The following is a 25,101-nucleotide window of genomic DNA, read 5'->3' as shown; positions in this document are numbered from 1 at the left end:
CCGCGGTGTCGGCGCGGGAAGCGTCGCCCCTTCGTGGCAGTGCTGCTGAGCCCCGCAGGACGTTCTGGCCCGGCTCGGTGCCCGCACCGGGACTGCGCTGGCCGTGCGTGTACCGCCCAGCGGCGCGACGATCCGCAGAGTCATCAAAGACACCTGCCCCGGCGGCCTGGCCGACCTCCTCGGCCACGACCTGGCCGGCACCGGCACACTCGCGATCGACGGCAAGAGCGCCCGCGGCTCGCGCCTCGGTGCCACCCCGGCCGCGCACCTGCCGGCCGCGATGACCGGCACCGGCATGACCGGTCACCCAGCTCAGGGTCCCTGAGAAGACGAACGAGATCACCTGTTTCGCCGCCCTCCTGGACCCCTATGACCTGCAAGGAGTCACCGTGACCGGCGACGCGCTACACACCCGGCGCGACCACGCCCGCTTCCCTGTCGAGGAGAAGAAAACTTACTGCGCCTTCACCGTGAAGCGGAACCAGAAGAACCTCTACGAGCAGCTGCGTACCCTGCCCTGGCAGAAGGCGACGGCAAAGTACTACGACGGCACCGAGGGGCACGGCTGTAAGGAGACCCGGGTCGTGCAGGTGCTGACCGTCACCGACCTCGGCGTCGGCTTCCCACACGCCGCCCAGGTCATGCGCCGCCGCAAAGCAGAGCCGCGAGACCGTCTAGGTCATCACCGACTTGACCAGCCGCCAGGCATCCCCGGAACGCATCGCGAAGATCTTGAGGGTGCACTGGGGTGCTCGAAAACAGGCTCCACTTCGTGAGGGACACCGCCTTCCGTAAGGACGCCTCCAAGATCCGAACCGGGCACCGCCCGGAGAACATGGCCACCCTGCGCAGCTTCGCCATCAACCAGCTCCGCACCGCCGGCCACACCAACATCGCCGCTGGACTCCGCACCACAGCCCTCCGCCCCTACAAACAACCACTGACCGTCCTCGGACTCAGCTGACCTGCACCAAAGGTGCGATCAACGGACTCTGCAATCGCCCTGGCGGGAACCCGCAGCGACCCTGACGTGAATCGAGGCGCATCGGTAGGACCACGGAGCTTGTCTTCAGCTGTGGGCCTGACACCGCGCCGGGTCCAGGCCCCGCGGGTGGGGTGGGACAGCTCAGTCGGCACCGTGGACGCGGCCGTCCTGATCGTCCCCGAGTTGGTCACCAATGGCCGAGCTTCCGCCATCGTGTGCTCTCTGGCTGGTGATCACGGCGGGTACGGCGACGCCGGCGGCGTGGTCCGATGGGCAGAGCCGGCCTGCTGGCGATCACCTTCAGCGCGGAGGGCGTTTACCGCATTGAGGCGGCTGCCGGTGCGTCGTCGCTCCCGCTGGAAGTCCGGACTGGGGGCGGAACGCGAGGCTCGGACACCGCCACATGCCGATGAGACCGAGCAGCGCCGCCACAAAGGTAGCCGCATGGCAAGCGGCGAACGCCGGGACGACCCGGGTTGCGTTGGGTCGCGGTCCGACGGTTCTTCGCCAAGAAGGCGCTGCCGGTCGCAACCGCACCGCTGAGGGCAAGCACCGTTCCGGTGATGCCGCCGACGAATCCCCCTTTGCCCGAACCGATTGTCCCCGTCCGGGTGACACTGCCGACGGTGTGGACCCCTGACAATCGTCGTCAACGCGGCCATGAGGCGCGAGCAGCCGAAGGGCCGCCCACTCTGACGTAGTAGCCCACCACGTCACCGGCATGAGCCTCCTCTACCAGCGCATGTCCGGCCCACGTACCCGCGCTCCTGCTCGACTGCCAGGCCGTCCAAGGGCTGGCCTCGGCGGGCCGTCGGCAACCCCGATCCTCGCCCACGGCCCTTCTGGACAAACCACGACCGGCTGAACCGATCACCAAGGATCGAGATCTGAGGTGCTTCGCCCGACGGCACGGCCAGCGAAAGCCGTCCGCCACAGGCGCTGACCCGAGGCGCCTGATCAATGCATCAGTGACCACTGAGTCAGCCCAGTAGATGTGATTCCCACCAAGAGGAGCAGTCGACAATGACCACGCCAAGTACACCGTTGCCGGCCACCAACCGGCCGTCCGCAATGCGCGCCTCGTTGATGTGCGGTCTCACCGGCGGACTGATGGGGGCCGTAGTGAGCGCCCTCATCAACTATGCGCTGATCGGTGTGCCGAGTAGCGCCACGGCCAATGCTTTGAATCATGCTCTGAGCGGCCTCATCAGTGGATTCGCTGCCGGGTTCCTCGGACTCCGCGCATATCAACGCAAGGTCTCCGCCGCGGCCGAGACCGAGAGAGCCGACCAGTGAGGCGGCTTCACACCTTGCGGCGACCAGGCCTCCCCATAGCGGCGGCGCATCGGAAAGCTGTGGGGTGAACGCCACCGGTTCCGGCATAGCCGTGACAGGAGGTACATGATGCGGCGATGGGCGACCTCTCCAACGTCCTGAGGGTGGCGACGCGGGGCGCTCCGGCTCCCTGTGGGACGTCAGAACCAGGAGGATGCCGTGAAGGCAGGTGAACCTCACAGTGACGCCTTCGACGTGCGTGTCCTCGGAGCACTGGAGCTCTACGCGGGCGACCGGCGGCTGGAGATCGCGGGAGGGCGGACACGAGGTCTCGTCGGGCTGCTTGCCCGCTCCGTGGGGCGGCCTGTGGCAACCACGGAGATCGTGCGACAGGTATGGGGGCTGGCGGAAAAGGAGGCAACCAAACCCGGGGTCCGTAACGCCGTACAGGCCCGGGTGTCGTCGTTGAGGCGCGTGCTCGGCCCGGGCGTGTTGTGTGCGGTGCCCGGCGGCTACCTCCTCGACCTTCCCGGACAGGCCGTCGACTCGGCGCGGTTCGAGACCGCGTTGTCCGAGGCCAGGGGACTGCGCCAGCGGAGCAGGGTGGATGGCGTGGCCGAGGCGTATCGGTGTGCGCTGGCGCATTGGCGGTCCGAGTCCGCCTATACCGATGTACGGCACGTCCCTGCGCTCGCGGAGGAAAGCGACCGCCTCGCTGAGCTGCGATTGCAGGCACTCAAGGAGTGTCTGACCGCGGAGGTGGACGAAGGGGCGTACGGCACGGCTGCCGCAGAGCTGTTGACGCTGACGAGGCGGCATCCGCAGGTCGAGGAGTTCTGGTCGCTACGGATGCTGACCCTGTCCCGGCTGGAACGGCAGGCCGATGCCCTGGCCGTCTACCAGGAGGCTCGGCGCGTGCTGGACGTCCGATACGGGCTCGCGCCCGGGGCTCGCCTGCAGGAGATGGAGCGACTCATCCTGCGGGACACGGACGCGGCGGGCTCCGGAGCGAAGCCGTCCAGGCCGACGAACATAGGCTGGCCCGCCACGTCCTTCCTCGGCCGCGAGGGGGAAGTCGATGCGACGCTGAAGATTCTCGGCCGTACTCGGATCCTCACGTTGACCGGCCCGGGCGGCGTGGGCAAGACAAGGCTCGCGTTCGAGGTCTCGCGGGCGTTGATCGACCGCCGGGCACCGGCGGTGGCTCATGGTGTCGTCGTGGTCGATCTTGTGCCGTACGCGCCTGGTTATGATCTGGCCTTGGCCGTTCTCGGCTCGCTAAGTGCCGCGACGCTACCGGGCGGGACGGCCAGCCGAGGACTCAGTCCGATTCGGACGCTGTGCGAGGCGCTCAAGGGTCGTCGGGTGTTGGTGGTCCTGGACAACTGTGAACACGTCGCGGACGAGGCCGCCGCACTCTCTGCCGCACTGAACGCGGGCACAGAGGGGACCACGATCCTTGCCACCAGCAGGCAGCCGCTCAGTGTTCCCGGTGAGGCCGTTCATCCGGTCGCGCCGCTGGCCGTGCCCTCGGACCTCGACGATGTCGTGGCTCTGGCCACACTGCCTGCCGTCCGGCTCTTCCTCGACCGTGCGCAGGCGGTACAGCCGGGTCTGACCGTCGACGCCGCCGGCGTACGGACCATCAGCCGTGTTTGTCATCAACTCGACGGCATCCCCTTGGCGATAGAACTGGCGGCGGTACGTGCCGGAGCGTTGGGTCCGGCCGGCGTGGAGCGTCTGCTGGACGATCGGTTCCAGCAGTTGGACCGAGGCCCGGGAAGGGGCCCGGACCGGCACCGCACTCTGGAATCGGTGGTCGGCTGGAGTTACCAGCTGCTCGACCGCCGCGAGCAACAGGCTCTGGACCGCCTGTCGGTGTTCCGCGGATCGTTTCTGCCCCAGCAGGTGCGAGGACTGTGGACTCATCTGGGCGAGGACGACACCGACGTCCGGGCCCTGCTCGGACGGCTGGCGGCCAAGTCGATGGTGCAGGCCGAGACGGCGGAAGGCTTTCCGGAGCGGTTCAGACTGCTGGAGACCGTCCGTCTCTATGCTGCCCGGAAGCTGGAGGCCACAGGTGGGACCGAACGCGTCGTACATGCCCAGGTGGACATCTATGTTTCTCTGGCGACCTCTTGCAGTCGTCGACTCGTGGGAGCCGGTCAGGCGCAGGCCGTGCGCACGTTCATGCTGGAAGAGGGCAACATCCGTGCGGCCTTCCAGCGTGCGCTGGACCGCGGCCTCGGTGACGTCGCCCACCAGTTGGTCGGTGCACTCGGATACACGACGTGGATGCGCGGCGGCCGTACGGCGGACTGGAAGCTGATCACCAGATCGCTTGCATTGCCTGCACAGGACGTGGGGATCCGAGTGCGGGCCCTCGCGTGGGCTGCACACCTGGGTTCGGCTTTCGGTCACCTTGGGGAGGCCGTGCGCTTTGGGGAACAGGCCGAACACGCGGCCCGGGGGCATGAAAGCGTCCGGATCGCGGACCTGTCGCTCGCCTACGTGGGCAGGGCGCACGCGCTGCACCGACTCGGCCGCTGGGAAGAGGGGGACGCGGTCCTGGAGGAGGGGCGGCGACTGGCGATGTCCTCGGGCGATGTGTGGACCATGGCCGCACCCTCGGTGGCGCGTGGGCTGGGAATGCTGGCGCGCGGACGTGTCGCCGACGCTGAGGCGGCCTTTTTGAGTGCAGCCGAACACTACAGTCGGTGCGCCGACAAATGGGCCCAACAGCGAGCGCTGCTGCGGCGGGCGATGACTCGCGAGGCCCGGGGCGATCTCCGCGGCGCTGCCGTGCTGCTCGCCGAAGCGGTGCAGCTGGTGGAGGAACTCGATCTGCCGGAGGTCGCCGTACCGGCAAGGGCCGCGTTGGCCCGGGTGACGCTGCTGGCCGGGCACATCGATGCCGGTCGGCACATGGTCGATGAGTTGACCCGGTCGAATGCCATGCTGTGGCTGGACGCCCCGGCCGCGCAGGTGGCCCAGTGCAAGGCCCTCCTCGCCGATGCGGACGGCAGATCGGCCGAAGCGATCCGTCTCCACCTGGATGCCGGAGTCGGCCTGGCAGATGTGGGCCTGTATGCCGAGGCCTTGGAATCATGGGCGCGGGTCGTGCTCCTCGCCGCACGGGACAGCCCCCAGTTCGCCGCCGCGCTGGGGGCCGCGGAGCAGGTGGCGGCAAGGATCCAGAGCCCGCGCGTGTTGGCCGTAGTGCGGTACATGCGAGGCCTGCGAGCGGGATCGGACTCGGCTGCGGCCGATGAACTCGCCGCAGCCGAGGGACTGTTCACCCAGAACGGCCTTGGCCTGCCCGCCCTGCTGCGACGCGGCGGCACCGCAGCAGGCTGATCCTAGAGGTCGGATCTGTGCGATCCAGAGCCCGCGCAGACAGACGAACAGACCTCGCCGCCTCGTGTTCGTATGGGTCATGAAGCGGCTTGGGATGACGGCCGTGTGCCGGAGCATCGTTGCTGCGGCCGGCCTTGAGCCTGCTGTCGCTGCCCGACAGGCGCCGCCGGACGTATCGGCGATTGACGGTTCAGGCGCCGCCGTGCATGGCACGAGTGAGCTCCACGCGTGACCGCAGTGACAGCTTGCGGTAGGTGCTCTTCAAGTACTTCTTGACTGTGTGGTGACTGAGGAAAAGCTGCTCGGCGATCTGCCCGTCTCTCAAGCCCGAGGCCACGAGGCCCGCGATCTCGTACTCCCGCGGGCTCAGGGCCTCCTGAATCAATGCCCGTGCATGAGTAGGTGCCTCAGCCGGAGTGTGCATGATCGTGATGAGGATGTCGTCGTCAGGCAGCTGCGTCGACCGTAGCTTCAGACCGGTCTCTGGATCTTCGCAGGGACGCATCGTCCCCTCGGGTGCCTTTGCCGCTCCGTCGCGTGACCAGGCCAGGAGGTCGTCGAACGTCCGGCCGCCGGAGAGACCGCCGATGATGCGCTGCGCCGCAGCGTTCGCGGTGCGTTCGGCGGTGCGGATGTCGGTCAACACCACCGGCTCGTCGATCAGGTCGAGAGCCGCGGAGGCGCGTGCGAGTCGCCTGCCGAGCTCTTCGGCAATCCTGGCACTTTCCATCGCCAGGCCGGAGAGACGGCCAAGTGCCTCCACGACGGCCAGCTCTCCCACGGCGAAAGCGCCCTGGTCCGACGTACGAGCTACGTTCAAGGTGCCCCGTACCTCCCCCGCCACGATCAGGGGCGCCTGCAACGTATGAGCGATGCTGTGCAAGGCGAGAACCTGTCGGTACAGAGGGAGAAGCATCCACTCGGCCGGCTCGTAGATCTCAGCTTCCGTCACCGCTGAACGACTGGTCAGCACCGCCTCCAGCACCAGGTCCGAGTCACGACCCTGATGTTCATACTTGGCCAGGAAATAGTCGCTCACTCCATAGGCCTGGACGCTCGATGCCGCGTTCCCCACGCTGCCCAAGAGGTACACCCCTGCGGCCTTTCCGGGAACGACGCGGCCGAGCTCATCAAGGACCTTCGCCTGGAGGTCCTGCTCCGCGCAGGCCCCCGCCTCGGCAGTGAATCGAAGCAGCCTGCTGCTCACCGAAGAGTTCACGTCTGAAGCCCTTCGCTGGTAAAACGACCGATGCTCGCCTGGCTGGCCACCATCAAGTGCTCGTTTCGGTGCTCCGTCGTCATTCGCCTGTGTCCCGAGGACCTCATGTTCAGTCGGTCCTCCGGAAGGCCGGCACGTGACGGTCTCACCGCTCGCGCCAATCCGAGGATCAACCCAATGCCGGAAAGCGGTCAAGTGTGCTGACCCCGTAGCAGCCACCGTGGACCGCCGTGTCCGGAAGATTACCCATTCGGGTGATGCTCGGGCGCGGACGCGGCAGGGCGCACCAGGCTCGGTGGACCCCAACGAGTACCCAACCCCGCAACGGTACTCGCTTGAGGTCTGCCCCATCCGGTGGCGGGCAGCCACGCTGGCTCATGAGCACCAGAGGAACCACGAGAGGAACCAGCGGTGACGAAGATCCGAGCCAGTGACTTCCAGAACCCCTACTCGGCCTACAGTTCGGAGTTCTCGTCACTGGACGCCGCCGTCATGGCGCAGATCGGCATCCAGTACCACCCAGGGACCGACGTCCAGGACATGCGCGACCAGGTACTGCACGCCCTGGAAGCAGACGCCTCCGTGTATCAGATCGAGGCCGGACGACACGTGGACGCGGCCGGCCATGTCAACGACGTGTTCCTGGTGTACTGGGTCTCGGGGGACGCCTACCGCCGATGGCATGCCGAGCACCCGCTGGAATCCTGGGTGCCGAAACCGGGCGAACGAAGCGTCGGGCTCTGGGTCGAGTCGCTGCAGGTACCGGCCCGCCGACTGGAGACGTCGTATTCCACCCAGGATGCACGGTGGGGCATGGCGAAGAACCGGTCGAAGGAGCTCAACCCGTACCACTCCTACTTCGGGTCGATGCGCGACCGCATCCACGACGCAGAGGACGGTGGGCTGCCCGGAACAGTAACGGAGCTGTCACCGGTCGCCGTGATGTCCGACAGCCGTCTCGTCTCGTTCGAGGTACCGGAGAACATGTGCTTCATCCGGTCACCTCAAGGGTGGCGGCACTGCCCCGATGCGGAGCGCGACTGGTTCGAGGAGAAGATGCTTCCGGTGTATCAGGCGGGGGTCGACTACTTGTCGGAAAACCCCCTCGACACCGGGTGTCTCAGCATCCGCAAGATCGACGTCCACCACCCTGCTGATGCGCAGGTCCAGACTGCCACGCTGGCCTGGTGGCAGTCGCTCGCGCACCTCGAGGCCTGGGCGCACAAGCATCCCACCCATCTCGCCATCTTGCAGAGCTTCGGCGAGTTGGCCCGGCACTTCGCGCCCGACGTCACCGTGGTTCTCGGTCACGAGGTCTACGTCGTGCCGGCGGGCGGTGCCCGGGCGGAATACCTCAACTGTCACGACCGCACGGGTCTCCTGCCGTTCTTGGGACACCTGAGCAGCGCTGTTTCCGATCTCGTTTCTGACCACTGAGCCTCCCGGATCGCCCGGGGCGAAGGAGAACGCGATGCCAAACCACATCGTCGACTACGAAGTCGGCGGCATCCATGTTGCCAGGCGGAGACCTGCTCCCAGTTCGACCGCCAGGCCGACCCCCGTGCTGTTGGTGCACGGCGGACTCCACGGGGCGTGGTGCTGGGACGACTTCACCGAATACCTGTCGGCCAGAGGCTGGGACTGCCACGCTCTGAGCTGGAGAGGTCACGGAACATCACAGCCGTTGCCGCGGGAAGAGGCTCTCCGGCGTTCCATCGAAGACGTGGCCCCCGATATCGAAGCGGTGGCCTCCGGGCTCCAGGAGCCACCGATCATCATCGCTCACAGCATGGGTGCACTCGCGAGCCTGAAGTACGCCGAACGCAATCGGCACGCGGGCATGGTGCTCCTGACACCCGGCCTCCCAGGAGAGGCGACGCCCGACAAACTCGAGGTACCAACCGATCCCACTCAGATGTGGGGTCCGCCGCCGTTCGAGCTGACGCAAGAACTGTTCTTCTCCGGAACCGACGACGAGCTTGCCCGGCGGTACTACGAGCTCCTCGTCCCGGAGTCCCCACGGGCAGTGGCCCAAGTCACCACGGAGTGGAGCGTCACTGTCGATCCGGTGAGGATCTCGGGGCCGCTCCTCGTCCTCGCGGCTGAGCACGATGCCTTGTCCGATCCGGCCGCTGTTCATCGGCTGGCCCGGTTGCTGGGCGCGGACTACCGCTACGCGGCTGGTTTCGGTCATGGCGTCACCCTCGACCGCAACTGGGCGGACATTGCGGAGATGACGCACCGATGGCTCTGCAACATCGCTGGTGAGGGCAAGGGCGAGCCACAAAGGGAGGCGCTGGTCCAATGATCGACTGGGACAGCCACGGTTCCCACCCCATCGGGATCCCGGATGTCCAGTACAGTGGAAAATGGCCTGAAATGCCTACGGTCAGGCCTCAAGCATCCATGGCCAGGGTCGGACGGATGGATACTCCGGTGAGCGTGTCCTCAACCCGCCGCATCGCGGACTCTCGTGCCCTCGGACCTGTGGCCACCTTCGTTCTGGATGACGAGGGCATCGTAACCGCATGGAGCCCCGAGGCGGAGGAGATCCTCGGATACAAGACGACCGAGGTCGTGGGACGGCCGGCGGCTGTGCTGTGGCCCGGAATGCCTCCGGACGTCCCCGGTGGAGTGCTTGAACGCGCTGAGGCCGACGACAGTCATGGTCGAGCTGCGGTCCTCAGGCACCGGGAGGGTCACCGTCTGAAGTTCGAACTTCACCTCGTCCCACTCACCTCAACAGAGCCAGGCAGTGACCGGACCTTGGTCCTTGCCAGTAGCGAACAGCCGCTGCAGCGCCAGGAGGACCAGTCCATCCTCGATGGACTGTTCACCCAGTCACCGATCGGCCTCGCGGTGTTCGACACCGAACTTCGATACATCCGGATGAACGACTCTCTGGTCAAGCTTCAAGGAATCGTCCGGGAAGACGTCCTGGGGCGACGAATCAGCGAAGTGCTTCCAGAACTCGACACCGAAGCGATCGAGCACCGCCTCCGAAAGGTGCTGGACACTGGACTACCCGTGATCAACTCCCTGCACCATGGACGAACCCCTTCCGACCCGGAAAGGGAGCATGTCTGGAACGTCTCCTCCTTCGCGTTGACCGGTGGGGATGGCCAGATTATCGGGGTCACGGACGCGGTGATCGACGTCACCGACCGCTACTGGGCCCGTGAGCGCCTGGCTTTCCTCGCCGAGTCCGGAGCCCGGGTAGGGACGACGCTCGATGTGGTCACAACCGCTGAGGAACTGGTCGACTTGCTTGTCCCGAGATTCGCAGACTTCGCAGCGATCGACCTGATGGCAGGTGTGACAGAGGGCGAGGAGCCTCGGCCTTCAGATGCCGGGGACGTCGTGCTGCGCCATGTGGCGCGCAAAACCGTGGGCACGTCTGCTGAGGGACCCGGTCAGATGGGAGATCTGCTGACCATCCCCGCTCACTCCCTTCAGTCCGAGAGCTTCCTGGATGGTCAACCGGCACTGTTGTCCATGCGTGACCTGAACGCCGAGGGGCTCCGCGACATCTTCGGCCCTCGGACGCGGTCCCTCCTCGAAGAGGGAGAGAACTGCGGCATGCTGGTGCCGCTGCGCGCACGCGACGTCACGCTGGGCCTCGCCTACCTGCACCGCAGTGCCCGTGCTGGGCCCTTCGAACGGGATGATCTCGTTCTCGCCCAAGAACTTGCCGCCCGCGCCGCAGTCTGCATCGACAATGCCCGGCGTTACATCCGAGAACACACAGCCGCTGTGACGCTGCACAGGAGCATGCTCCCCCACAACGTGCCGGACCAGACAGCTCTCGACGTTGTGCACTGCTTCATCCCCGCCAAGGCGTACGCCGGCGTGAGCGGCGATTGGTTTGACATCATTCCGCTGCCGGCAGCACGCGTCGCCCTGGTAGTCGGAGACGTACCAGGCAAAGGGATCCCGGCGGCGGCATGTATGGGCCAGATCAGCTCTGCGGTACGCACTCTGGCGCAACTGGACCTTACTCCTGACGAGTTGCTGGGACGGCTCGACGACATGGTGCCGCGCTTGGTGGAGCGCGAGCATGGCAAGGGAGCCGCACCCATCGCAGAGGGGCTGATGGGTGCGACTTGCCTTTTTGCGATCTACGACCCCATATCTCGCCGCTGCGTGATGGCAAGTGCTGGACACCCTGCGCCCATGATCGCTGATCCGACGGGGCAGGTCCGCTTCCCTCAACTGCCGCCGAGCAAGCCCCTGGGGCTGGGGGACCCTGTGTTCGAGCTTGCGGAGGTTGAACTCGCCGAGGGCAGCACCCTTCTCTTCCACACCAAGAGCCTGGCTCACGCCTGGCCGACGGACGCCGTCATGCGCGGCCGACTCCATTCGACTGTCGGGCTGAGCGACCAGGCTCTCGAAGACAAATGCCAGGCGATAGCCGACTCTGTGGTTCCACGTCTGCCGGCCGACGAGGATCTGGCATTCTTGCTCGTGAAGACGCGAGCACTCAGTTGCGAGCGCCACGTCACGTGGGACCTGCCGCGAGACCCAGCCGTCGTTGCCAGCGCTCGGTCTCTTGTCCTGCGGCAACTCCAGCAGTGGAATCTGGAGGACTCCGCCTTCACCACTGAACTGATCATCAGTGAATTGGTCACCAATGCCATCCGCTACACCAATGGCCCCATCAAACTGCGGTTGATCCTCGATCGGACCCTCATCTGCGAGGTCAGCGACGCCAGCAGCACATCCCCGCACATCCGCCGAGCGGCGACCACCGACGAGGGCGGCCGCGGGCTCTACCTCATCGCGCAGTTTTCCCATCGCTGGGGCACCCGCTACTCCGCCACCGGCAAGACCATTTGGGCCGAACAACTCCTCAGCCCGCCCGAGGATGCTCCGACCGGAGTGGATCAGACGTTGTCTGTTTTTGCGGACCTTGAGCCCCCATCCGGCGCATGAAACGGATCAGCAGCCTGCTGAAAGCCTCTTGACCACCTCCGAAGAGGGAAGAGGGTGACCGCCGCCGTGAAGGAGGCAGCCACCCTCGCGGCTGATCTCGACCGTGATCGACCGGGCCGAGCGCCCATGCGCACCCCGCTCGGCTTCGCCGCGCTGGTCAGTGCAGGAACCCCGGCTACGCGCTCGGGGGCGGCCGACGCTCAGACGGTGATCTGGTTCTGGAGCACATCCCGGACCAGAGTGGCCAGGCTTTCCGACTCAGTCTTGGACGTGGTCCGAGCCCGGTGGACATCGATCGTCTTGGCGCTGGTGCCCAGCCGCTGAACGATGACCTGGCTCGAAAGTCCGCTGATCACCAGTCGCAGCACCTCTCGCTCGCAGGGCGTCAGGGTCTCCAGCCGGGAACGGACCTCATGACGACGACGATGCTGGGCAAAGAGCCGCGATGCTTCGAGCAGCTGCTCCTGAACGACTTCACAACGGGGTGACGATCAGGGTGATTACAAAGTCCGTTGGAACGCAGTTGCACACCGAGAAAGACTGCGCTGGCAAGTGAGGCAAGGGAACCGGACGTCAGGGCCCCCTGTCTGCCGTTTGACCGGTGACACCCGAACGGAGACTGTGTGGCGGCAACTGATTTCCAAGTGTTTTTGCCATCGCTGCAGGGGCTGCAGCACGTGTGGCCCCGCGGCCGCTTCTCGTACGCGGCGTACGGCGAGAGTGCGGCTGCGGGGCCACAGAAGGGGGTCAACCCATCGCACCCGCGTTACCGCCATGCGCCCAAACGCGCTGGATGAGTTCCGCCCTATTGCGCGCGTCAACTTTGGCGAACATGCGCTTGAGATGCTGCTTCACCGTGTTCTCGGTGATGAAGGCCTGTTCCGCGATCTGTCTGGTGCTGAGACCCTGAGCGACCAATTCGGCGATCTCCTGCTCTCGCCGGGACAGCACGTTCCAGGCCGGCAGGGTTCGCATCCTTTCACTATCGGCCTTGAACACCAAGGTGACCGCGACGTCCTGTGTCTGCGACACGTGAAGGGACCTCGTGATCAGATGCTCGCCGGATCCGGGGTCGTGGGCACTCCCGGTGTAAACGCGCCGGCCGTTCGTGCGGAATTCTTCCATCGCCTCGGCGATGGGTACGTCGAGAGGACCGCCCAACCCGTCGGCGCCGCCCGCCTCCAGTTTGCGTGCGGCCCGGTTTCGGAACAACGTCCGGCAATCCAGGTCGGTGACGACGACAGGCTGCGCAAGCGAGTCCAGCGCCTGCTCGAGGAAGCCGACACGGCGGCCGGTGGCCTCGAAGCGCAAAGCCCGTTCCATGGCCAGGCCAAGCTGCTCACCCATGAACCCGGCTGCCACAAGATCCCTCCGACTGAACCTGGGACGGCTCTGCGCCCGCGCGAAGTTCAGAGTGCCGAAGACAACCCCGCCCACTATCACCGGCGCCTCCAGCGAGTGGACGAATCCAGCCATACCCAGCGCCGCGTGCGCACCGCTCGACTCCCATACATCGGGACGGGTGACACGAGACGAATCGATGGCCCTCAGTTCGCGTAGCGCGATTTCGAGGACTGGGTCATCCCGTCTGCCGTAATCCTCGTAATCGTCAAGAAAGCGTTGTTGCGCCGAAACTCCCATGATGCCGACCTCGCCGGCATCTGCGTGGAGTCGGTACGCGGCGTGGGCATCTGAAGGGATCATCGGTGCTCCGGCCCGCATGAACGCGTCGGTGACCTCGTCCACACTGAGGGCCGACTGCAACGCACGGACATACTGCTTACGCGTATCGATGGCTGCGGATGTCTGTGACTGCATTTCTCGATCACCTTTTACTGTGCGCCAAGTTCGCGTTGGAGACCGCTTCAGCTAGCCCGAGAGAATGACCTATTCTTTCCTCGCCCGGCCAAGGTGTCAACGAATGAGTGTGCCTCAGGGAGAGACGTCAGGGGCACGTCAGCGCGATCTTGCGGATTTTACTCACCCATGGTTCCAGCTTGGGCAAGACATGACTTTTTCCTCGCTTCCGAGAAAGCGGCGCTCGAGCTGAAGACCTCGCGGTGCCTGGCCCTGACCGCGATGGGGGCGCGCCAGGAACCCGAACAAGTACATTCGCCGCGTCCGCTGTCCGGGAGCTGTGGTTGGGCGTACGACACAGCTGCCGCGGAGCTGTTGACGCTGACGAGGCGGCATCCGCAGGTCGAGGAGTTCTGGTCGCAACGGACGCCGACCCTGTCCCGGCTGGAACGGCACGCCGACGCCCTGGCCGTCCACCAGGAGGCTCGGCGCGTGCGGCGAGCGGTTATCGGTACCCAAGTCGCTGCGCGCGGCGGCATGACTCATCGCACGGACGGCACTCTCGTCCACCGTCTCTGTCGGACGAGAGTGCAGTTCGCCGCCGTCGAAGTGGGTACGGTCCTCGATATGTCGGACACGGACGCTCTCTTGCGTACCAGACGGGCGGACCACCGGGTAGGCGCGGGCCGGTCAGAGTCGACTGTCCGCGGTCACCATGCGGTTGTCCAGGCTCGTGATCAGCCCGTCGCCGTTGAGGGTGACGTACTCGATGCCGCTCAGGGCCACCAGACGGTCGTCGACCCGGCGGGAGGCGTGCAAGCACGTCTGGAGCACCACCGTCCTCGACGACATGCCCTGGGCGAAGCCGCCGTGCGTGAGGAGCTGGCAGCCCTGCGCAAGGAGAATGCCCAGATCAAGCGTGCGAACGAGGTCCTGCGGACGGCGTCGGCTTTTTCCGCGGCCCCGCTCGACCCGACCCGGCCCAGGTGACCGCGCTCCTCGACGAGCACCCTCACCTGGGGGTCGAGCCCGTACTCCGGGAACTTTCCATCCCTTCCTCCACCTGGTGGCGCCAGGCCGAGACCGAGCCGTGCGAGCGGCGGCGCCTGGACGCCGAGCTGACGGGCATGATCCGGCAGGTCGACGCCGGTTCCGGCGGGATCTACGGCGCACCCCGCGTGCACGCCGTCCTCAAGCGTGAGGGCGTTTACGTCGGCCGTAAGCGCGTCGAGCACCTCATGCGCCAGGCCGGCCTCGCGGGGATCAGCCCCCGCCGGGGTAAGGGCTTTACTCGCCGTGACCCGGACGCCGATCTCGCCCCTGACCTGGTGCAACGCGACTTGACCGCGAACGGGCGGAACCGGCTGTGGGTCACCGACCTGATCATGATCCCCACCAGGGCAGCAACCGAACTGGTGAATCTGAAACCACGTCAACCCGCCCTGACCTGCTGGACAGCCCCTCCCGCGCAGCGGGGGTGCCTCTGTGTCTTGTCAAGGTGTGGCGGCGGGAGATTGGGCTCGTCGTTCGTCGGCGAGCATGACCTTCCAGACATGATCGGCCAGGCGACGCTTCAGGCAGCGCTTGGCCTCCTTGCCGGTCTTCCCTTCCGAGACTTTCCGCTGGTAGTAGGCGTGTCCGGGCGAGTTGGGCATACGGATCTGGACGACGGCGATGGTGTGGAGCACGGAGTTGAGCTGCCGGTCGCCAGAGCGGGAGAGTCGGTGGCGCGACTTGTCCGCGCTGGCGATCTCCACGGGAGCAGTGCCGGTGTAGTTCGCGAACGCCGCGGCGGTGGGGAAGCGGCTGGCCCGTCCGACTCGGGCGATCAGCCGTGCGGCCAGCACCGGGCCGATGCCCGGGGTTTGCATGAGCGTGCTGTCCGCAGCGGCCACGAGCTCCTCGAGGTGGGCGGCATTGGCAGCCAACTGCTTGTCGAGCGCGCGGACCTCGGCCACGAGGTCGCGGGCCAGGCCCTTACGGACCTTCTCCACCGGGCCGGCGGGCCGGACGGTGCGCAGCAGGGCAGCTGCCTGGTCGGCGGACATCTGCTCCGGGGCGCCTCCCGGCAGCAGGTCCCGCAGCAGCGCGTGCAGCTGGTTGACGGCGCGGACCCGCGCTTGGGCGAGGTTTACCCGGCGCTCGTCGAGCAGGGCCAGGGCGGTGGAGTGGTTCTCGGCCTCGACTTCCCGGCCGTCGCCGTGCAGGTGGGCCACGGTTGCGGCGGCGGCCGCGTCGATCTGGTCGTTCTTGCGTCCGCCGCCGCGCGAGAGCTCGCGGACCCGGCTGGTCGCCGTGGCGGGGACGTCGATGACGCGCTCGCCTCGGGCGATCAGTCACTGGACCAGGTGCCGGCCCAGTCCATTGGCGTTCTCCACCGCCCAACTGCGCTGCGGCCACTGCCGGGCCCAGCGCAGCAGGCGCCGGTACTCCGACAGGCTCGACCGGATCGTCACCGACGACAGCTGTTGCTGGCTCTCGGCGGCCACAGCGGCAGCGGTGTGGGTGGACTTGTGTGCATCAACTCCGAGCAGTACCACGGGAGGGTGCTCCCAACAGGCGGGTGACCGACAGGGACGTCCACGGCCGACACTCCGACTTCCGGAACCAAACGAGCCGGGACACGCCTCTGTTGAGTCAGGCCGCAGACGGACGCCGGGTCGGTGACACACCCCCGGAGAGCCAGCCTCGGAAGGCGGCAGGAACCTCACGAGCCATCCGATCCGGCGTCCTACGGAGACGCTACGAGCGGCCAACTCGACCGCGCTCCGCTACAGCTATGCAAGTCGGAACCTCACTGGCCTGCGACTGCTCGGCAGTTGGGGGGCCGACACCACACGCGCCAGGTCCGACACACCCGCGCCATCGGCCTGACACAGCCGCACCCCCGCCACGCCGGCCCACGGAGTATCCGCTGAAGACGTGGCGTGCCGCTTCGGTCCACGCCGCTGTACGGTCCCCGGGCCCCGGTGACCCGCGCGAACACCGCCGCGGATCCCGCGTCGGCGGCGACCAGCCGAGGTCGGGTATGCCGTGCTCGACCTGTGCGAGAGCCGCGGTTTCGAAGGCACGAAGGCGCGCCGACGCCGCGGGTGGCGAAGAGGCCCGTGGCATACGTGCTGGGCGAACCGGGTGGGTACCGACCGGACGTTGTGGGACACATGGCGCGTGTACGCCGCTTCGATACCTCCGGCACCAAGACATCGCCTGTCGAGGCTCAGCCGACAGCGCGAGCCGTCCACTCGGCGGTGCTCGGCCTCGTTGAGGTCTTCGGCGTTCCCGTCGGCCCGAAGGCCGTCGTGAGCGTGATCCCGCCGTACCCGACGACCTCGCGCATGAGGACGGGCGACCGCAAGCGCGTCTCCCCGAAGGCGTTGATCATCGTCCGCCGTCACCTCGCCCACGCCATGGGGCCGCCGTGGTGGCGTACGGAGCCCGAGAGGTACCACGCCGGGACTCCTCGAGACCTTCACCGAGGCCGAGGACGCCTACCCGTCATCCGCCTCGAAGAGCAGACGGAGCAGGTCGTTGAGGGGCTCGATGATGTCCAGGTCCTGATTCAGCAGCCATTTCCCCTGGAGGCCGCTGAGCATCGCCTCGATCATGAGCGCCGCGCTGGTGGGGCTGATGCCCTTGCGCAGCCTGCCGCGCTCCGCGTACTCCCGCAACCCCTCCGTGAGGTGGGCGAGCCCGTGTGCCTGGCGGTCGACGAAGTAGGAGTGCGCGAGGTGGTCCGGGCGTGAGGCGGCGGCGGCGAGCTCGATCCACAGGCACATCAGCTCGGGGTGTTCCTGGTGCTTGCGGAGCCGGGCGCTGAAGTAGGGTGCGAGATCCTCCAGGCCTGTGACCCGAGCCGTACCCTCCGCCCACTCCTCGGAGTCTCGCTGTGCGAGGACCGCACCGAGGAGTTCCTCCTTGCCGCGGAAGTGGTGGAGCAGTCCGGCGGCTGTGATGCCGGCGCGTTCGGCGATGTCGCGCAGGGAGGCCTCGGCGTACCCGCGCTCGGCAAAGCTCTCTCGTGCCGCCCGCAGGATTTCCTCCCGCCGGGCCGCCGTCTTGGCGTACGGCCCGCGTGCCTTCGCCTGACTCACGGTGTGTTCACCCTTCCTCGCGAGTTGTCCGCTATGGCCGTGCGGACCTTTGCACGCAGTCAACTCAGAGCGGATTCGTGTGGGAGACCTGACGAGCGGTCGGGGCCCGCCTCACCTTACTCATCGAGTCGAGACAGGTAGATAACGGTCTGATAACGAACGATGACCGCAGTCTTTCCACGCTTGCCTTGTGACTCTAGCGTCCGAACGAAAGTCAAACGCGTGTTAAGAATTGATCCCTCCCGGGATCACCGCTGCGCGCTCAACCCCGCTGAGGGCAACGGCGAAGTCCTCAGAACCTCCGGTCGGCGGACGAAGGAAGCCACCATGCGTATTCGAGCCCCGCACACCCCACTCCGGTCTCTGACACTGTTCGCCGTGGCCACCACAACCGTGCTGCTCACGACGACGGCGTGCGACGGCCGGGCGGCATCGTCGTCGTCGGCGACCTCGGTCCTCTCCCTGGCGATCATGGGCACCCCGAACTCGTTCGCTCCGGCCCAACTCACCGAGGGACAGCAGGCCTACGTTTGGAGCTCCCTCTACGACACGTTGCTTCTCGTCGACAACGACGGAAAACTCCAGCCCGGCGCGGCACAGAGCTGGGCGTACTCCGACGGCGGCCGGACCCTGACCCTGAAGCTGCGCAAGGGCATGAAGTTCAGCTCGGGTTCCCCGGTGACAGCGGCCGCCGTGAAGGCGACCTTGGACCTGGTCAGGACATCCGGCCAGAACCAGACGCAACTCGGCGCCGTACAGTCCATCGGCGCTCCCGACGACCGGACGGTGGTACTGAGGCTCCGTCACGCGGACGCGTCACTGCTGCACGCGCTGACCGGGGCCGGCGGGGTGGTCGCCGATCCCAGGACCATGACGACCAGGAGTTCCGCGCTCAATCCGGTCTCCTCGGGCCCCTACATCCTGGACAAGGACGCGACGGTGAACGGGTCGGTCTACGTGCTCAAGCGGCGCGACGACTACTGGAACAGGAAGGCCTATCCGTTCCCCACCGTCAAGATCAAGGTGATCTCCGACCGGGCCGCCTCGGTCAACGCGTTGAAGGCTGGTGAGATCAACGCCGGGTCCGTCGAGGTGCAGCAGCTGAGCTCGCTGAAGTCGGCCGGCTTCACGACCAAGCACATCGAGGCCGGCTCGGTGGCCACGCTCCTGCTGTTCGACCGCAAGGGTGAGGTGCTCAAGCCGCTCGGAGACGTAAGGGTGCGCAAGGCCATCAACATGGCTTTCGACCGGGAGAAGATGGTACGGCTCTTCCTCAAGGGCTCCGGCAAGCAGACGGAGCAGCTGTACCACCCCTTGGGCGAGGGCTACGACCCCGCGCTCGACACCACGTACCCCTACGACCCCGCCGGCGCGAAGAAGCTGCTGACCGAGGCCGGTTACCCGGACGGATTCTCGGTGAACATGCCGAGTCTGTACTTCACCAAGCCGTTCGAGCCGACGTTCTCGCAGTCGCTCGCGGACATCGGCGTCAAGGTCACCTGGGACCCCGTGCCGGCCCAGCAGACCATCTCGGCCCTGGCCACCAGGAAATATCCCATGGCACTGGTCGTCGACGGTCTGGACCCCATCCCGGTCCAGACCCGCGACTACTTCTCCCCGAACGGGTACCGCAACGTGTTCGCCTCCACCGATCCCCGGCTGACCCAGCTGCTGCTCAGGGCGAACAGCGCACCCGATGCCGCGAAGGCGGTGGACGTGTACAAAGAGATCGATGCGTTCACGGTGAACAACGCGTGGACGGCGCCCGTCTTCTACATCGGCGTCAACTGGGTGACCAAGAAGGGCATCGTCTTCCAGGGGGACGGCTCCTCTACGCAGAACAGTCTCCGGCAGTTCGGTCTCGCCGGCCAGGCCGGTGGGTGAGCCCCGGCATGATCCTCTATGTGCTGCGCCGCCTGACCGCGGGACTGGTACTGGCGGTACTGGTGACCATGATCACGTTTCTGCTGCTGAGCACGTCGTTCGACGACATCGCAGGCAGCATCCTCGGAAGCTCCGCGACGCCGGCCCGCATCGAGCAGCAGAAGGCGCAGCTGGGACTGGATCGCCCGGTGCTCGTGCAGTACCTGGACTGGCTGTCCCACGCCGTGCGGGGCGACTTCGGACTCTCCTACTTCACCAGCGAGCCCGTGCGGTCGGCCATCGCCGCGCGCCTCGGTGTCACCCTGTCCGTGGTGCTTGCGGCGCTTCTCCTTACCGCCGTCGTGGGTGTGACGCTCGGTGTGCTGGCGGCCACCCGCGCCGGAGTCGTCGACCGGATCGCACAGGGTGCCTCGCTGTTCGGCCACCTCGTGCCGAACCTCCTGATCGCCATCGGGCTCGTATGGCTCCTGGCCCTGCGCCTGCACTGGTTCCCGGCCACCGGATACACGCCGCTGGGGGAGGATCCCACCCGCTGGGGGAGGATCCCACCCGCTGGGCGGCCTCGATCGCCATCCCCGTTCTAGCCCTGACGGCAGCCGGGGCCGCCAGTGTCACATCCCAGGTCCGCGGGGCCATGATCGACGAACTGCGCAAGGACTACGTCCGTACCCTCCGGACACGCGGGATCCGCCCCCGCTCGATCCTGCTGCGCCACGCACTGCGCAACGCCGCGGGTCCCGCACTGACGGTGCTGTCCCTTGAGTTCGTGCAGATGTTCGGAGGGGCTCTGGTCATCGAGCAGGTCTTCGCGCTGCCGGGCTTCGGCTCGTACGCCTTCAACGCGTCTCTCCAGGGCGACATCCCGATCATCATGGGCATCACGCTCTTCGCGGTTCTGCTCGTGGTCTGCGTCAACCTGCTCGTCGACCTCGCGAACGGATGGCTCAACCCGAAGGCGAGGATTCGATGAGCACCGCACCGAGCAACGCCACGCCCGCCCGCGACCAGGGAGACCGGCAAGACCCGGCGGAGGCCGCAGCGAGCGGCAGGTCACCCCTGCGCCGGCTGCTGCGGGACCCGCAGGCGGTCATCAGCGCCGGCATCCTGCTGGTCATCGTCGCGCTGGGCCTGCTCACCCCACTGATCACCGATCACGGCCCCAACCAGGCCTCGCTCGAGGCCATCAACGCCGATGCCGGCAGCCACGGCTATCTCCTCGGCGGCGACAAGAGCGGCCGCGACATCTTCGCCAGGCTCCTCAGCTCCGTCAACACCAGTGTCGTCGCGGCACTCATCGGCACCTGCATCGCTCTTGCCATCGGCGTCACTTTCGGGCTGATCGGCGGATACTACGACCGGCGCCTGCGGGCTGTCACCGAGTGGGTGTTCAGCCTCGTCATGACCTTCCCGGGGCTGCTGTTGCTCATCGTGTTGCTCCCGGTGACGAACGGCGACTACCGCGTCACGATGATGATCTTCGGGGTGCTGCTGTCGCCCGGTGTCTACCGCCTGGTCCGCAACCTGGTCCTCAGCGTCAGGAACGAGCTGTACGTGGACGCCGCCCGGGTGTCGGGTCTGCCGGATCGGCGCATCCTCTCGCGGCACATCCTTTACACGGTCCGAGGCCCGGTCGTCATCGCCACCGCGTTTCTCGCCGGAGCGTCCATCGGCGTGCAGTCCGGCCTCGCATTCCTCGGCGTCGGATCCAGCACGGTCCCCAGCTTCGGCGCGATGATCGCCGACGGGTTCACCAACTTCTACGAGGAACCCCTCCAGTTCCTCTGGCCGAGTCTGACGCTCGGTGTCATCACCGCCTCTTTGGTCCTGCTCGGCAACTCGCTGCGGGACGTACTGGAGGGCGGACTGCCAGGGCCGTCCAGGATCACCGCGCCCGCACCTCGGCCGACGACCGGACTCACGACCGGGGCAGGGCCTTCAGGGCTGCTGACCGTCGAGGACCTCGCCGTCGCCTACCCGACTTCCTCGGGCGAGTTGAAGGAGGTGGTCAGTGGGGTCACCCTGAGCCTGGAGGCGGGAGAGACGCTCGGGCTCGTCGGCGAATCGGGGTCGGGCAAGACGCAGACCGCGTTCGCGATCCTCGGTGTACTGCCCGCGGAAGCGGTCGTCACCCGCGGCTCGGTCCGCCTCGACGGGCGCGAACTCCTGGGCCTGAGCGAGCGGGAACTGTGCAACGTGCGCGGAAGGGCCGTGGCGTACGTGCCTCAGGAGCCCATGTCGAACCTCGACCCCTCCTCCACCGTGGGCTCACAACTGGTCGAGGGGATCCGCACGGCGACACCGATGTCGCGGCGTGAGGCCGGCGAACGCGCACTTGCCCTGCTCGACCGAGTCGGAATCTCGGATCCCCGGCGGGTGTTCGCGTCCTACCCGCATCAGATATCCGGCGGCATGGCGCAGCGCGTCCTCATCGCGGGCGCCGTCGCGAGTCGGCCGTCGCTGCTCATCGCCGACGAACCGACCACCGCCCTGGACGTGACCGTGCAGGCGGAGATCCTCGACCTGCTGCGCGACCTGCGCAAGGAACTGAACATGGCGCTGCTGCTCGTGACCCATGACTTCGGCGTGGTCGCCGACAGCTGCGACCGCGTCGCCGTCATGCGGCAGGGCGAGATCGTCGAGACCAGGGACGTGCTCGACCTGTTCACCGCGCCCGGGCACCCGTACACCCGCACGCTCCTCGACTCGCTCCTCGACGAGCACTCGATGCGCACCGACCAGCCCGGTGTCGCCGACGAGTCCTGGCAGAAGGAGACGCGATGACGGCGCCACTGCTCGACCTGAGCGGCCTGCGGGTCACCTATCCCGGCCGCGGCTTCAGGGCCCGCCCCCACGACGTGCTGCACGGGGTGTCCCTGCTGGCCCGCGAGGGCGAGACCCTCGGGATCGTCGGCGAGTCCGGCTCCGGGAAGACGACCCTCGGGCGGGCCGTCCTCGGACTGGTGACACCCAGCGGCGGACACGTCCGGTTCCGGGGCCGGGACATCACCCACGCCTCCCGCAAGGAACGCCGCGCGCTCGCCCGGGACATCCAGGTCGTGTTCCAGGACCCGTACAGCTCACTCAACCCGGCCCTCGCCGTCGGCGACATCCTCAGCGAGCCGCTGGCGACGCAAGGTGCCACGACGCGCGAAGCGCGGGCCCGCATCGCGGAGTTGCTGGATCAGGTGGGTCTGCCCAAGGACGCGGCCCGTCGGCTGCCGCGCGAGTTCAGCGGCGGGCAGCGGCAGAGGGTGGCGATCGCCCGTGCCCTCGCCTCCGAGCCGAGCCTGATCGTCTGCGACGAACCCGTTTCCGCCCTTGACCTGACGACCCGGGCCCGCGTGCTGGACCTCTTCGTCGACATCCAGCGACGTACCTCGGTCGCCTACCTGTTCATCTCGCACGACTTGGCCGTCATCCGGCACGTCAGCCATCGCGTGAGCGTCATGCGAGGCGGTGAGATCGTCGAGACCGGAGACGCCGGGCAGGTGACCTCACTGCCCCGACACCCCTACACCCGGATGCTGTTGCTCGCCGCGCCCGTCCCCGACCCTGCCGCACAGCGCGAGCGCCGCCAGGAGCGTCACAGGCTTCTGGCGCGCGAACGGGCGGAACCGGGCGCGGTTCAGCGCGTCGAGCAAGGCACGGGTCCGGGGCAGTTCGGTTCATGAGCGGGGACCCCGGTGATTGCTCACCCAGCCTGCGGACATCTCCGCGAGACGGCCCGGCGCGGACCAGAAACAGGAATTCGGAGGACCTATGCTGAAGCCCCTTTCCACCGCCACCCGTGAACTGGTGAATCTCGACGGCCTGTGGGACTTCGCCGTCGGCACCGCCGCGGGCGAACACCCCTGGACCGGGCCGCTCGGCACCCGTCTGGAAGCCGCCGTGCCCGCCAGCTACAACGACCTGTTCACCGACAGCGCGATCCGTGACCACGTCGGCTGGGTCTGGTATCAGCGCCTGGTGCGTGTGCCCCGTGGCTGGTCGGACGAACAAGTGATGCTGCGTCTGGACGCCGCCACGCACGAGGGCAGGGTGTACGTCGACGACACTCTGGTCGCCGAACACGTCGGCGGATATACGCCGTTCGAGGCCGACATCACCGAACACGTCGCCGCGGGGCAGGAGTTCCGCCTGACGATCGGCGTCAACAACGAACTCACCAACCTGACGATCCCGCCGGGCACGATCACCGTCACCGAGGACGGCCGTCGGCAGCAGAAGTACCATCACGACTTCTACAACTACGCCGGCCTCGCCCGCTCGGTGTGGCTGCACAGCGTGCCGCGGGTCCACATCGAGGACATCACCATTGTCACCGGCCTCGACTCGACGACCGCGACGGTGGAGTACGAGATCGGGACCAGCGCACCCGCCGCCGTGCGCGTCCGCGTCCTGGACGCCGCGGGCACCGAGGTGGCTGCGGGCCAGGGCCCGAGCGGCACTCTGAGCATCGAGGACGTGACGCCGTGGCGGCCGGGGGCCGCGTACCTGTACGACCTGGTCGCCGAGATCGTGGACGGCGAAGCGGTCCGCGACACTTATCACCAGGCGTTCGGCGTGCGCACCGTCGAGGTCCGGGGGGCCAGGTTCCTCATCAACGGCGAGCCCTTCTACTTCACGGGCTTCGGCAAGCACGAGGACACCCCTGTGCGCGGCAAGGGGCACGACGACGCCTACCTGGTGCACGACTTCCAGCTCATGAAGTGGCTGGGCGCCAATTCCTTCCGTACGACGCACTATCCGTACGCCGAGGAGGTGCTGGACTTCGCGGACCGGCACGGGATCGTCGTCATCGACGAAACCGCCGCCGTCGGCCTCAACCTCGCCGTTCAAGGTGGGCTCACCGGCCGCCCGCACCCGCCCACCTACTCGGACGACACCCTCAACAACGACACGCGTGCGGCGCACGCCCAAGCCATCCGGGAGTTGATCGGCCGCGACAAGAACCACCCCAGTGTGGTCATGTGGTGCGTCGCCAACGAGCCGTCCACCCACGAGGACGGGGCACGCGACTACTTCGAACCGCTCGTCGAACTCACCCGCAAGCTCGATCCGACCCGTCCTGTCTGCAGCACGGCCTCCCTGCTCACCACGCACGAGAACGACCGTATCGCCGACCTGTTCGACGTCGTGTGCCTCAACCGCTACTACGGCTGGTACATCGCCAACGGTGACCTTGTCACCGCGGAAGCGCTCATGGACTCCGAGCTGCGGGCCTGGGTCGAGAAGCTCGGCAAGCCGATCCTGATGACCGAGTACGGCGCCGACACGCTGCCCGGGCTTCACTCGGTGTGGGACCAGCCGTGGACAGAGGAGTATCAGGTGGCCTATCTGGCGGCCCACCACCGTGCCTTCGACCGTTGCGGCGCCGTCGTGGGTGAACACGTGTGGAACTTCGCCGACTTCCAGACCTCCCCCGGCATCCACCGCGTCGACGGCAACCGCAAGGGCGTCTTCACCCGTGACCGCCGTCCCAAGGCCGCCGCTCACGCACTGCGGGCGCGTTGGATCTCTCTCTCCGGCCACAAGACGTCGAACGACGCCTGACAGGCCTG

The 25,101-nt window shown here is 67.1% G+C and carries 21 protein-coding genes and 2 pseudogenes; 16 read left to right on the top strand and 7 right to left on the bottom strand.

Annotation, left to right across the window (positions count from 1 at the left end; genetic code table 11):
• Nucleotides 1-103: 103 nt before the first annotated feature.
• The 5 genes from C6376_RS36700 to C6376_RS36680 all read left to right on the top strand — a co-directional run bounded on the left by C6376_RS36700 (nucleotide 104) and on the right by C6376_RS36680 (nucleotide 5,617).
• Nucleotides 104-325, top strand: coding sequence for a hypothetical protein (locus C6376_RS36700; protein ID WP_107447358.1), 222 nt, complete (start codon nucleotides 104-106; stop codon nucleotides 323-325).
• A gap of 64 nt (nucleotides 326-389) precedes the next feature.
• A complete protein-coding gene (locus tag C6376_RS36695) occupies nucleotides 390-776 on the top strand; it encodes a hypothetical protein (protein WP_107447357.1) in 387 nt (128 codons plus the stop codon).
• On the top strand, nucleotides 773-964 hold the full coding sequence (locus tag C6376_RS36690; protein ID WP_254076217.1) for a hypothetical protein: 192 nt from the start codon (nucleotides 773-775) through the stop codon (nucleotides 962-964). Before C6376_RS36695 ends, C6376_RS36690 begins: the two co-directional genes overlap by 4 nt.
• Before the next feature lie 1,044 nt (nucleotides 965-2,008).
• Complete coding sequence (locus C6376_RS36685) at nucleotides 2,009-2,281, top strand: hypothetical protein (RefSeq protein WP_107447355.1); 273 nt, start codon at nucleotides 2,009-2,011, stop codon at nucleotides 2,279-2,281.
• Nucleotides 2,282-2,479: 198 nt separating this feature from the next.
• Nucleotides 2,480-5,617 (top strand): BTAD domain-containing putative transcriptional regulator, encoded by a 3,138-nt coding sequence (locus C6376_RS36680; RefSeq protein WP_159083369.1) that lies wholly within the window; start codon nucleotides 2,480-2,482, stop codon nucleotides 5,615-5,617.
• Between the two features lie 190 nt (nucleotides 5,618-5,807).
• Here C6376_RS36680 and C6376_RS36675 read toward each other — a convergent pair whose 3' ends face one another.
• Entirely contained in the window at nucleotides 5,808-6,824 is a 1,017-nt protein-coding gene (locus tag C6376_RS36675) for a response regulator transcription factor (protein WP_159083368.1), read from the bottom strand.
• Nucleotides 6,825-7,247: 423 nt separating this feature from the next.
• Between C6376_RS36675 and C6376_RS36670 the strand changes: the two genes are divergently transcribed.
• The 3 genes from C6376_RS36670 (at nucleotide 7,248) to C6376_RS36660 (ending at nucleotide 11,768) form a co-directional block, all read left to right on the top strand.
• Nucleotides 7,248-8,273: a phenylacetaldoxime dehydratase family protein gene (locus tag C6376_RS36670; protein WP_107447352.1), complete on the top strand. Its 1,026-nt coding sequence runs from the start codon at nucleotides 7,248-7,250 to the stop codon at nucleotides 8,271-8,273.
• 34 nt (nucleotides 8,274-8,307) lie between these two features.
• A complete protein-coding gene (locus C6376_RS36665) occupies nucleotides 8,308-9,144 on the top strand; it encodes an alpha/beta hydrolase (RefSeq protein ID WP_107447351.1) in 837 nt (278 codons plus the stop codon).
• Between the two features lie 179 nt (nucleotides 9,145-9,323).
• On the top strand, nucleotides 9,324-11,768 hold the full coding sequence (locus C6376_RS36660; protein WP_159083367.1) for a SpoIIE family protein phosphatase: 2,445 nt from the start codon (nucleotides 9,324-9,326) through the stop codon (nucleotides 11,766-11,768).
• 200 nt (nucleotides 11,769-11,968) lie between these two features.
• Here C6376_RS36660 and C6376_RS45855 read toward each other — a convergent pair whose 3' ends face one another.
• Together C6376_RS45855 and C6376_RS36650 are read right to left on the bottom strand one after the other, a co-directional pair.
• Nucleotides 11,969-12,226, bottom strand: coding sequence for a LuxR C-terminal-related transcriptional regulator (locus C6376_RS45855; protein WP_107447349.1), 258 nt, complete (start codon nucleotides 12,224-12,226; stop codon nucleotides 11,969-11,971).
• A gap of 289 nt (nucleotides 12,227-12,515) precedes the next feature.
• On the bottom strand, nucleotides 12,516-13,586 hold the full coding sequence (locus C6376_RS36650; protein ID WP_107447348.1) for a LuxR C-terminal-related transcriptional regulator: 1,071 nt from the start codon (nucleotides 13,584-13,586) through the stop codon (nucleotides 12,516-12,518).
• 168 nt (nucleotides 13,587-13,754) lie between these two features.
• On the opposite strand from C6376_RS36650, the pseudogene C6376_RS46600 reads away from it, so the two are divergent.
• Nucleotides 13,755-14,075 (top strand): annotated as a pseudogene (locus C6376_RS46600) (BTAD domain-containing putative transcriptional regulator); the annotation flags it as partial.
• Nucleotides 14,076-14,255: 180 nt separating this feature from the next.
• Here C6376_RS46600 and C6376_RS45850 read toward each other — a convergent pair.
• Nucleotides 14,256-14,417, bottom strand: coding sequence for a hypothetical protein (locus tag C6376_RS45850; protein ID WP_254076215.1), 162 nt, complete (start codon nucleotides 14,415-14,417; stop codon nucleotides 14,256-14,258).
• Between the two features lie 134 nt (nucleotides 14,418-14,551).
• On the opposite strand from C6376_RS45850, the pseudogene C6376_RS46595 reads away from it, so the two are divergent.
• Nucleotides 14,552-14,830, top strand: a pseudogene (locus tag C6376_RS46595) (IS3 family transposase); the annotation flags it as partial.
• A gap of 228 nt (nucleotides 14,831-15,058) precedes the next feature.
• On the opposite strand, the gene C6376_RS36635 reads toward C6376_RS46595, so the two are convergent.
• The 3 genes from C6376_RS36635 to C6376_RS36630 all read right to left on the bottom strand — a co-directional run bounded on the left by C6376_RS36635 (nucleotide 15,059) and on the right by C6376_RS36630 (nucleotide 17,656).
• Nucleotides 15,059-15,898, bottom strand: coding sequence for a transposase (locus tag C6376_RS36635; RefSeq protein WP_301554750.1), 840 nt, complete (start codon nucleotides 15,896-15,898; stop codon nucleotides 15,059-15,061).
• Nucleotides 15,899-15,901: 3 nt separating this feature from the next.
• Nucleotides 15,902-16,105: an IS110 family transposase gene (locus C6376_RS44855; RefSeq protein WP_216825717.1), complete on the bottom strand. Its 204-nt coding sequence runs from the start codon at nucleotides 16,103-16,105 to the stop codon at nucleotides 15,902-15,904.
• Between the two features lie 948 nt (nucleotides 16,106-17,053).
• Entirely contained in the window at nucleotides 17,054-17,656 is a 603-nt protein-coding gene (locus tag C6376_RS36630) for a TetR/AcrR family transcriptional regulator (RefSeq protein WP_107447346.1), read from the bottom strand.
• A 378-nt stretch (nucleotides 17,657-18,034) separates the two neighbouring features.
• Between C6376_RS36630 and C6376_RS36625 the strand changes: the two genes are divergently transcribed.
• The 6 genes from C6376_RS36625 to uidA all read left to right on the top strand — a co-directional run bounded on the left by C6376_RS36625 (nucleotide 18,035) and on the right by uidA (nucleotide 25,093).
• Entirely contained in the window at nucleotides 18,035-19,540 is a 1,506-nt protein-coding gene (locus tag C6376_RS36625; protein ID WP_254076214.1) for an ABC transporter substrate-binding protein, read from the top strand.
• An 8-nt stretch (nucleotides 19,541-19,548) separates the two neighbouring features.
• Nucleotides 19,549-20,124: an ABC transporter permease gene (locus tag C6376_RS45845; protein ID WP_254076213.1), complete on the top strand. Its 576-nt coding sequence runs from the start codon at nucleotides 19,549-19,551 to the stop codon at nucleotides 20,122-20,124.
• Nucleotides 20,025-20,510: an ABC transporter permease gene (locus C6376_RS45840; RefSeq protein ID WP_254076445.1), complete on the top strand. Its 486-nt coding sequence runs from the start codon at nucleotides 20,025-20,027 to the stop codon at nucleotides 20,508-20,510. Before C6376_RS45845 ends, C6376_RS45840 begins: the two co-directional genes overlap by 100 nt.
• On the top strand, nucleotides 20,507-22,321 hold the full coding sequence (locus tag C6376_RS36615; protein WP_107447344.1) for a dipeptide/oligopeptide/nickel ABC transporter permease/ATP-binding protein: 1,815 nt from the start codon (nucleotides 20,507-20,509) through the stop codon (nucleotides 22,319-22,321). Before C6376_RS45840 ends, C6376_RS36615 begins: the two co-directional genes overlap by 4 nt.
• A complete protein-coding gene (locus C6376_RS36610) occupies nucleotides 22,318-23,211 on the top strand; it encodes an ATP-binding cassette domain-containing protein (protein ID WP_107447343.1) in 894 nt (297 codons plus the stop codon). Before C6376_RS36615 ends, C6376_RS36610 begins: the two co-directional genes overlap by 4 nt.
• Nucleotides 23,212-23,299: 88 nt before the next feature.
• Nucleotides 23,300-25,093 carry a beta-glucuronidase gene (uidA, locus tag C6376_RS36605; RefSeq protein WP_107447342.1) on the top strand — a complete coding sequence of 598 codons (1,794 nt, stop codon included), beginning with the start codon at nucleotides 23,300-23,302 and terminating at the stop codon, nucleotides 25,091-25,093.
• Nucleotides 25,094-25,101 lie beyond the last annotated feature (8 nt).

Origin of the sequence: Streptomyces sp. P3 (genome assembly GCF_003032475.1) — a bacterium.
In the GTDB taxonomy this organism is placed as follows: Bacteria; Actinomycetota; Actinomycetes; order Streptomycetales; family Streptomycetaceae; genus Streptomyces.
Note: the sequence above shows the minus strand (reverse complement) of the source record. Positions and strands in the feature narration are given on the sequence as shown.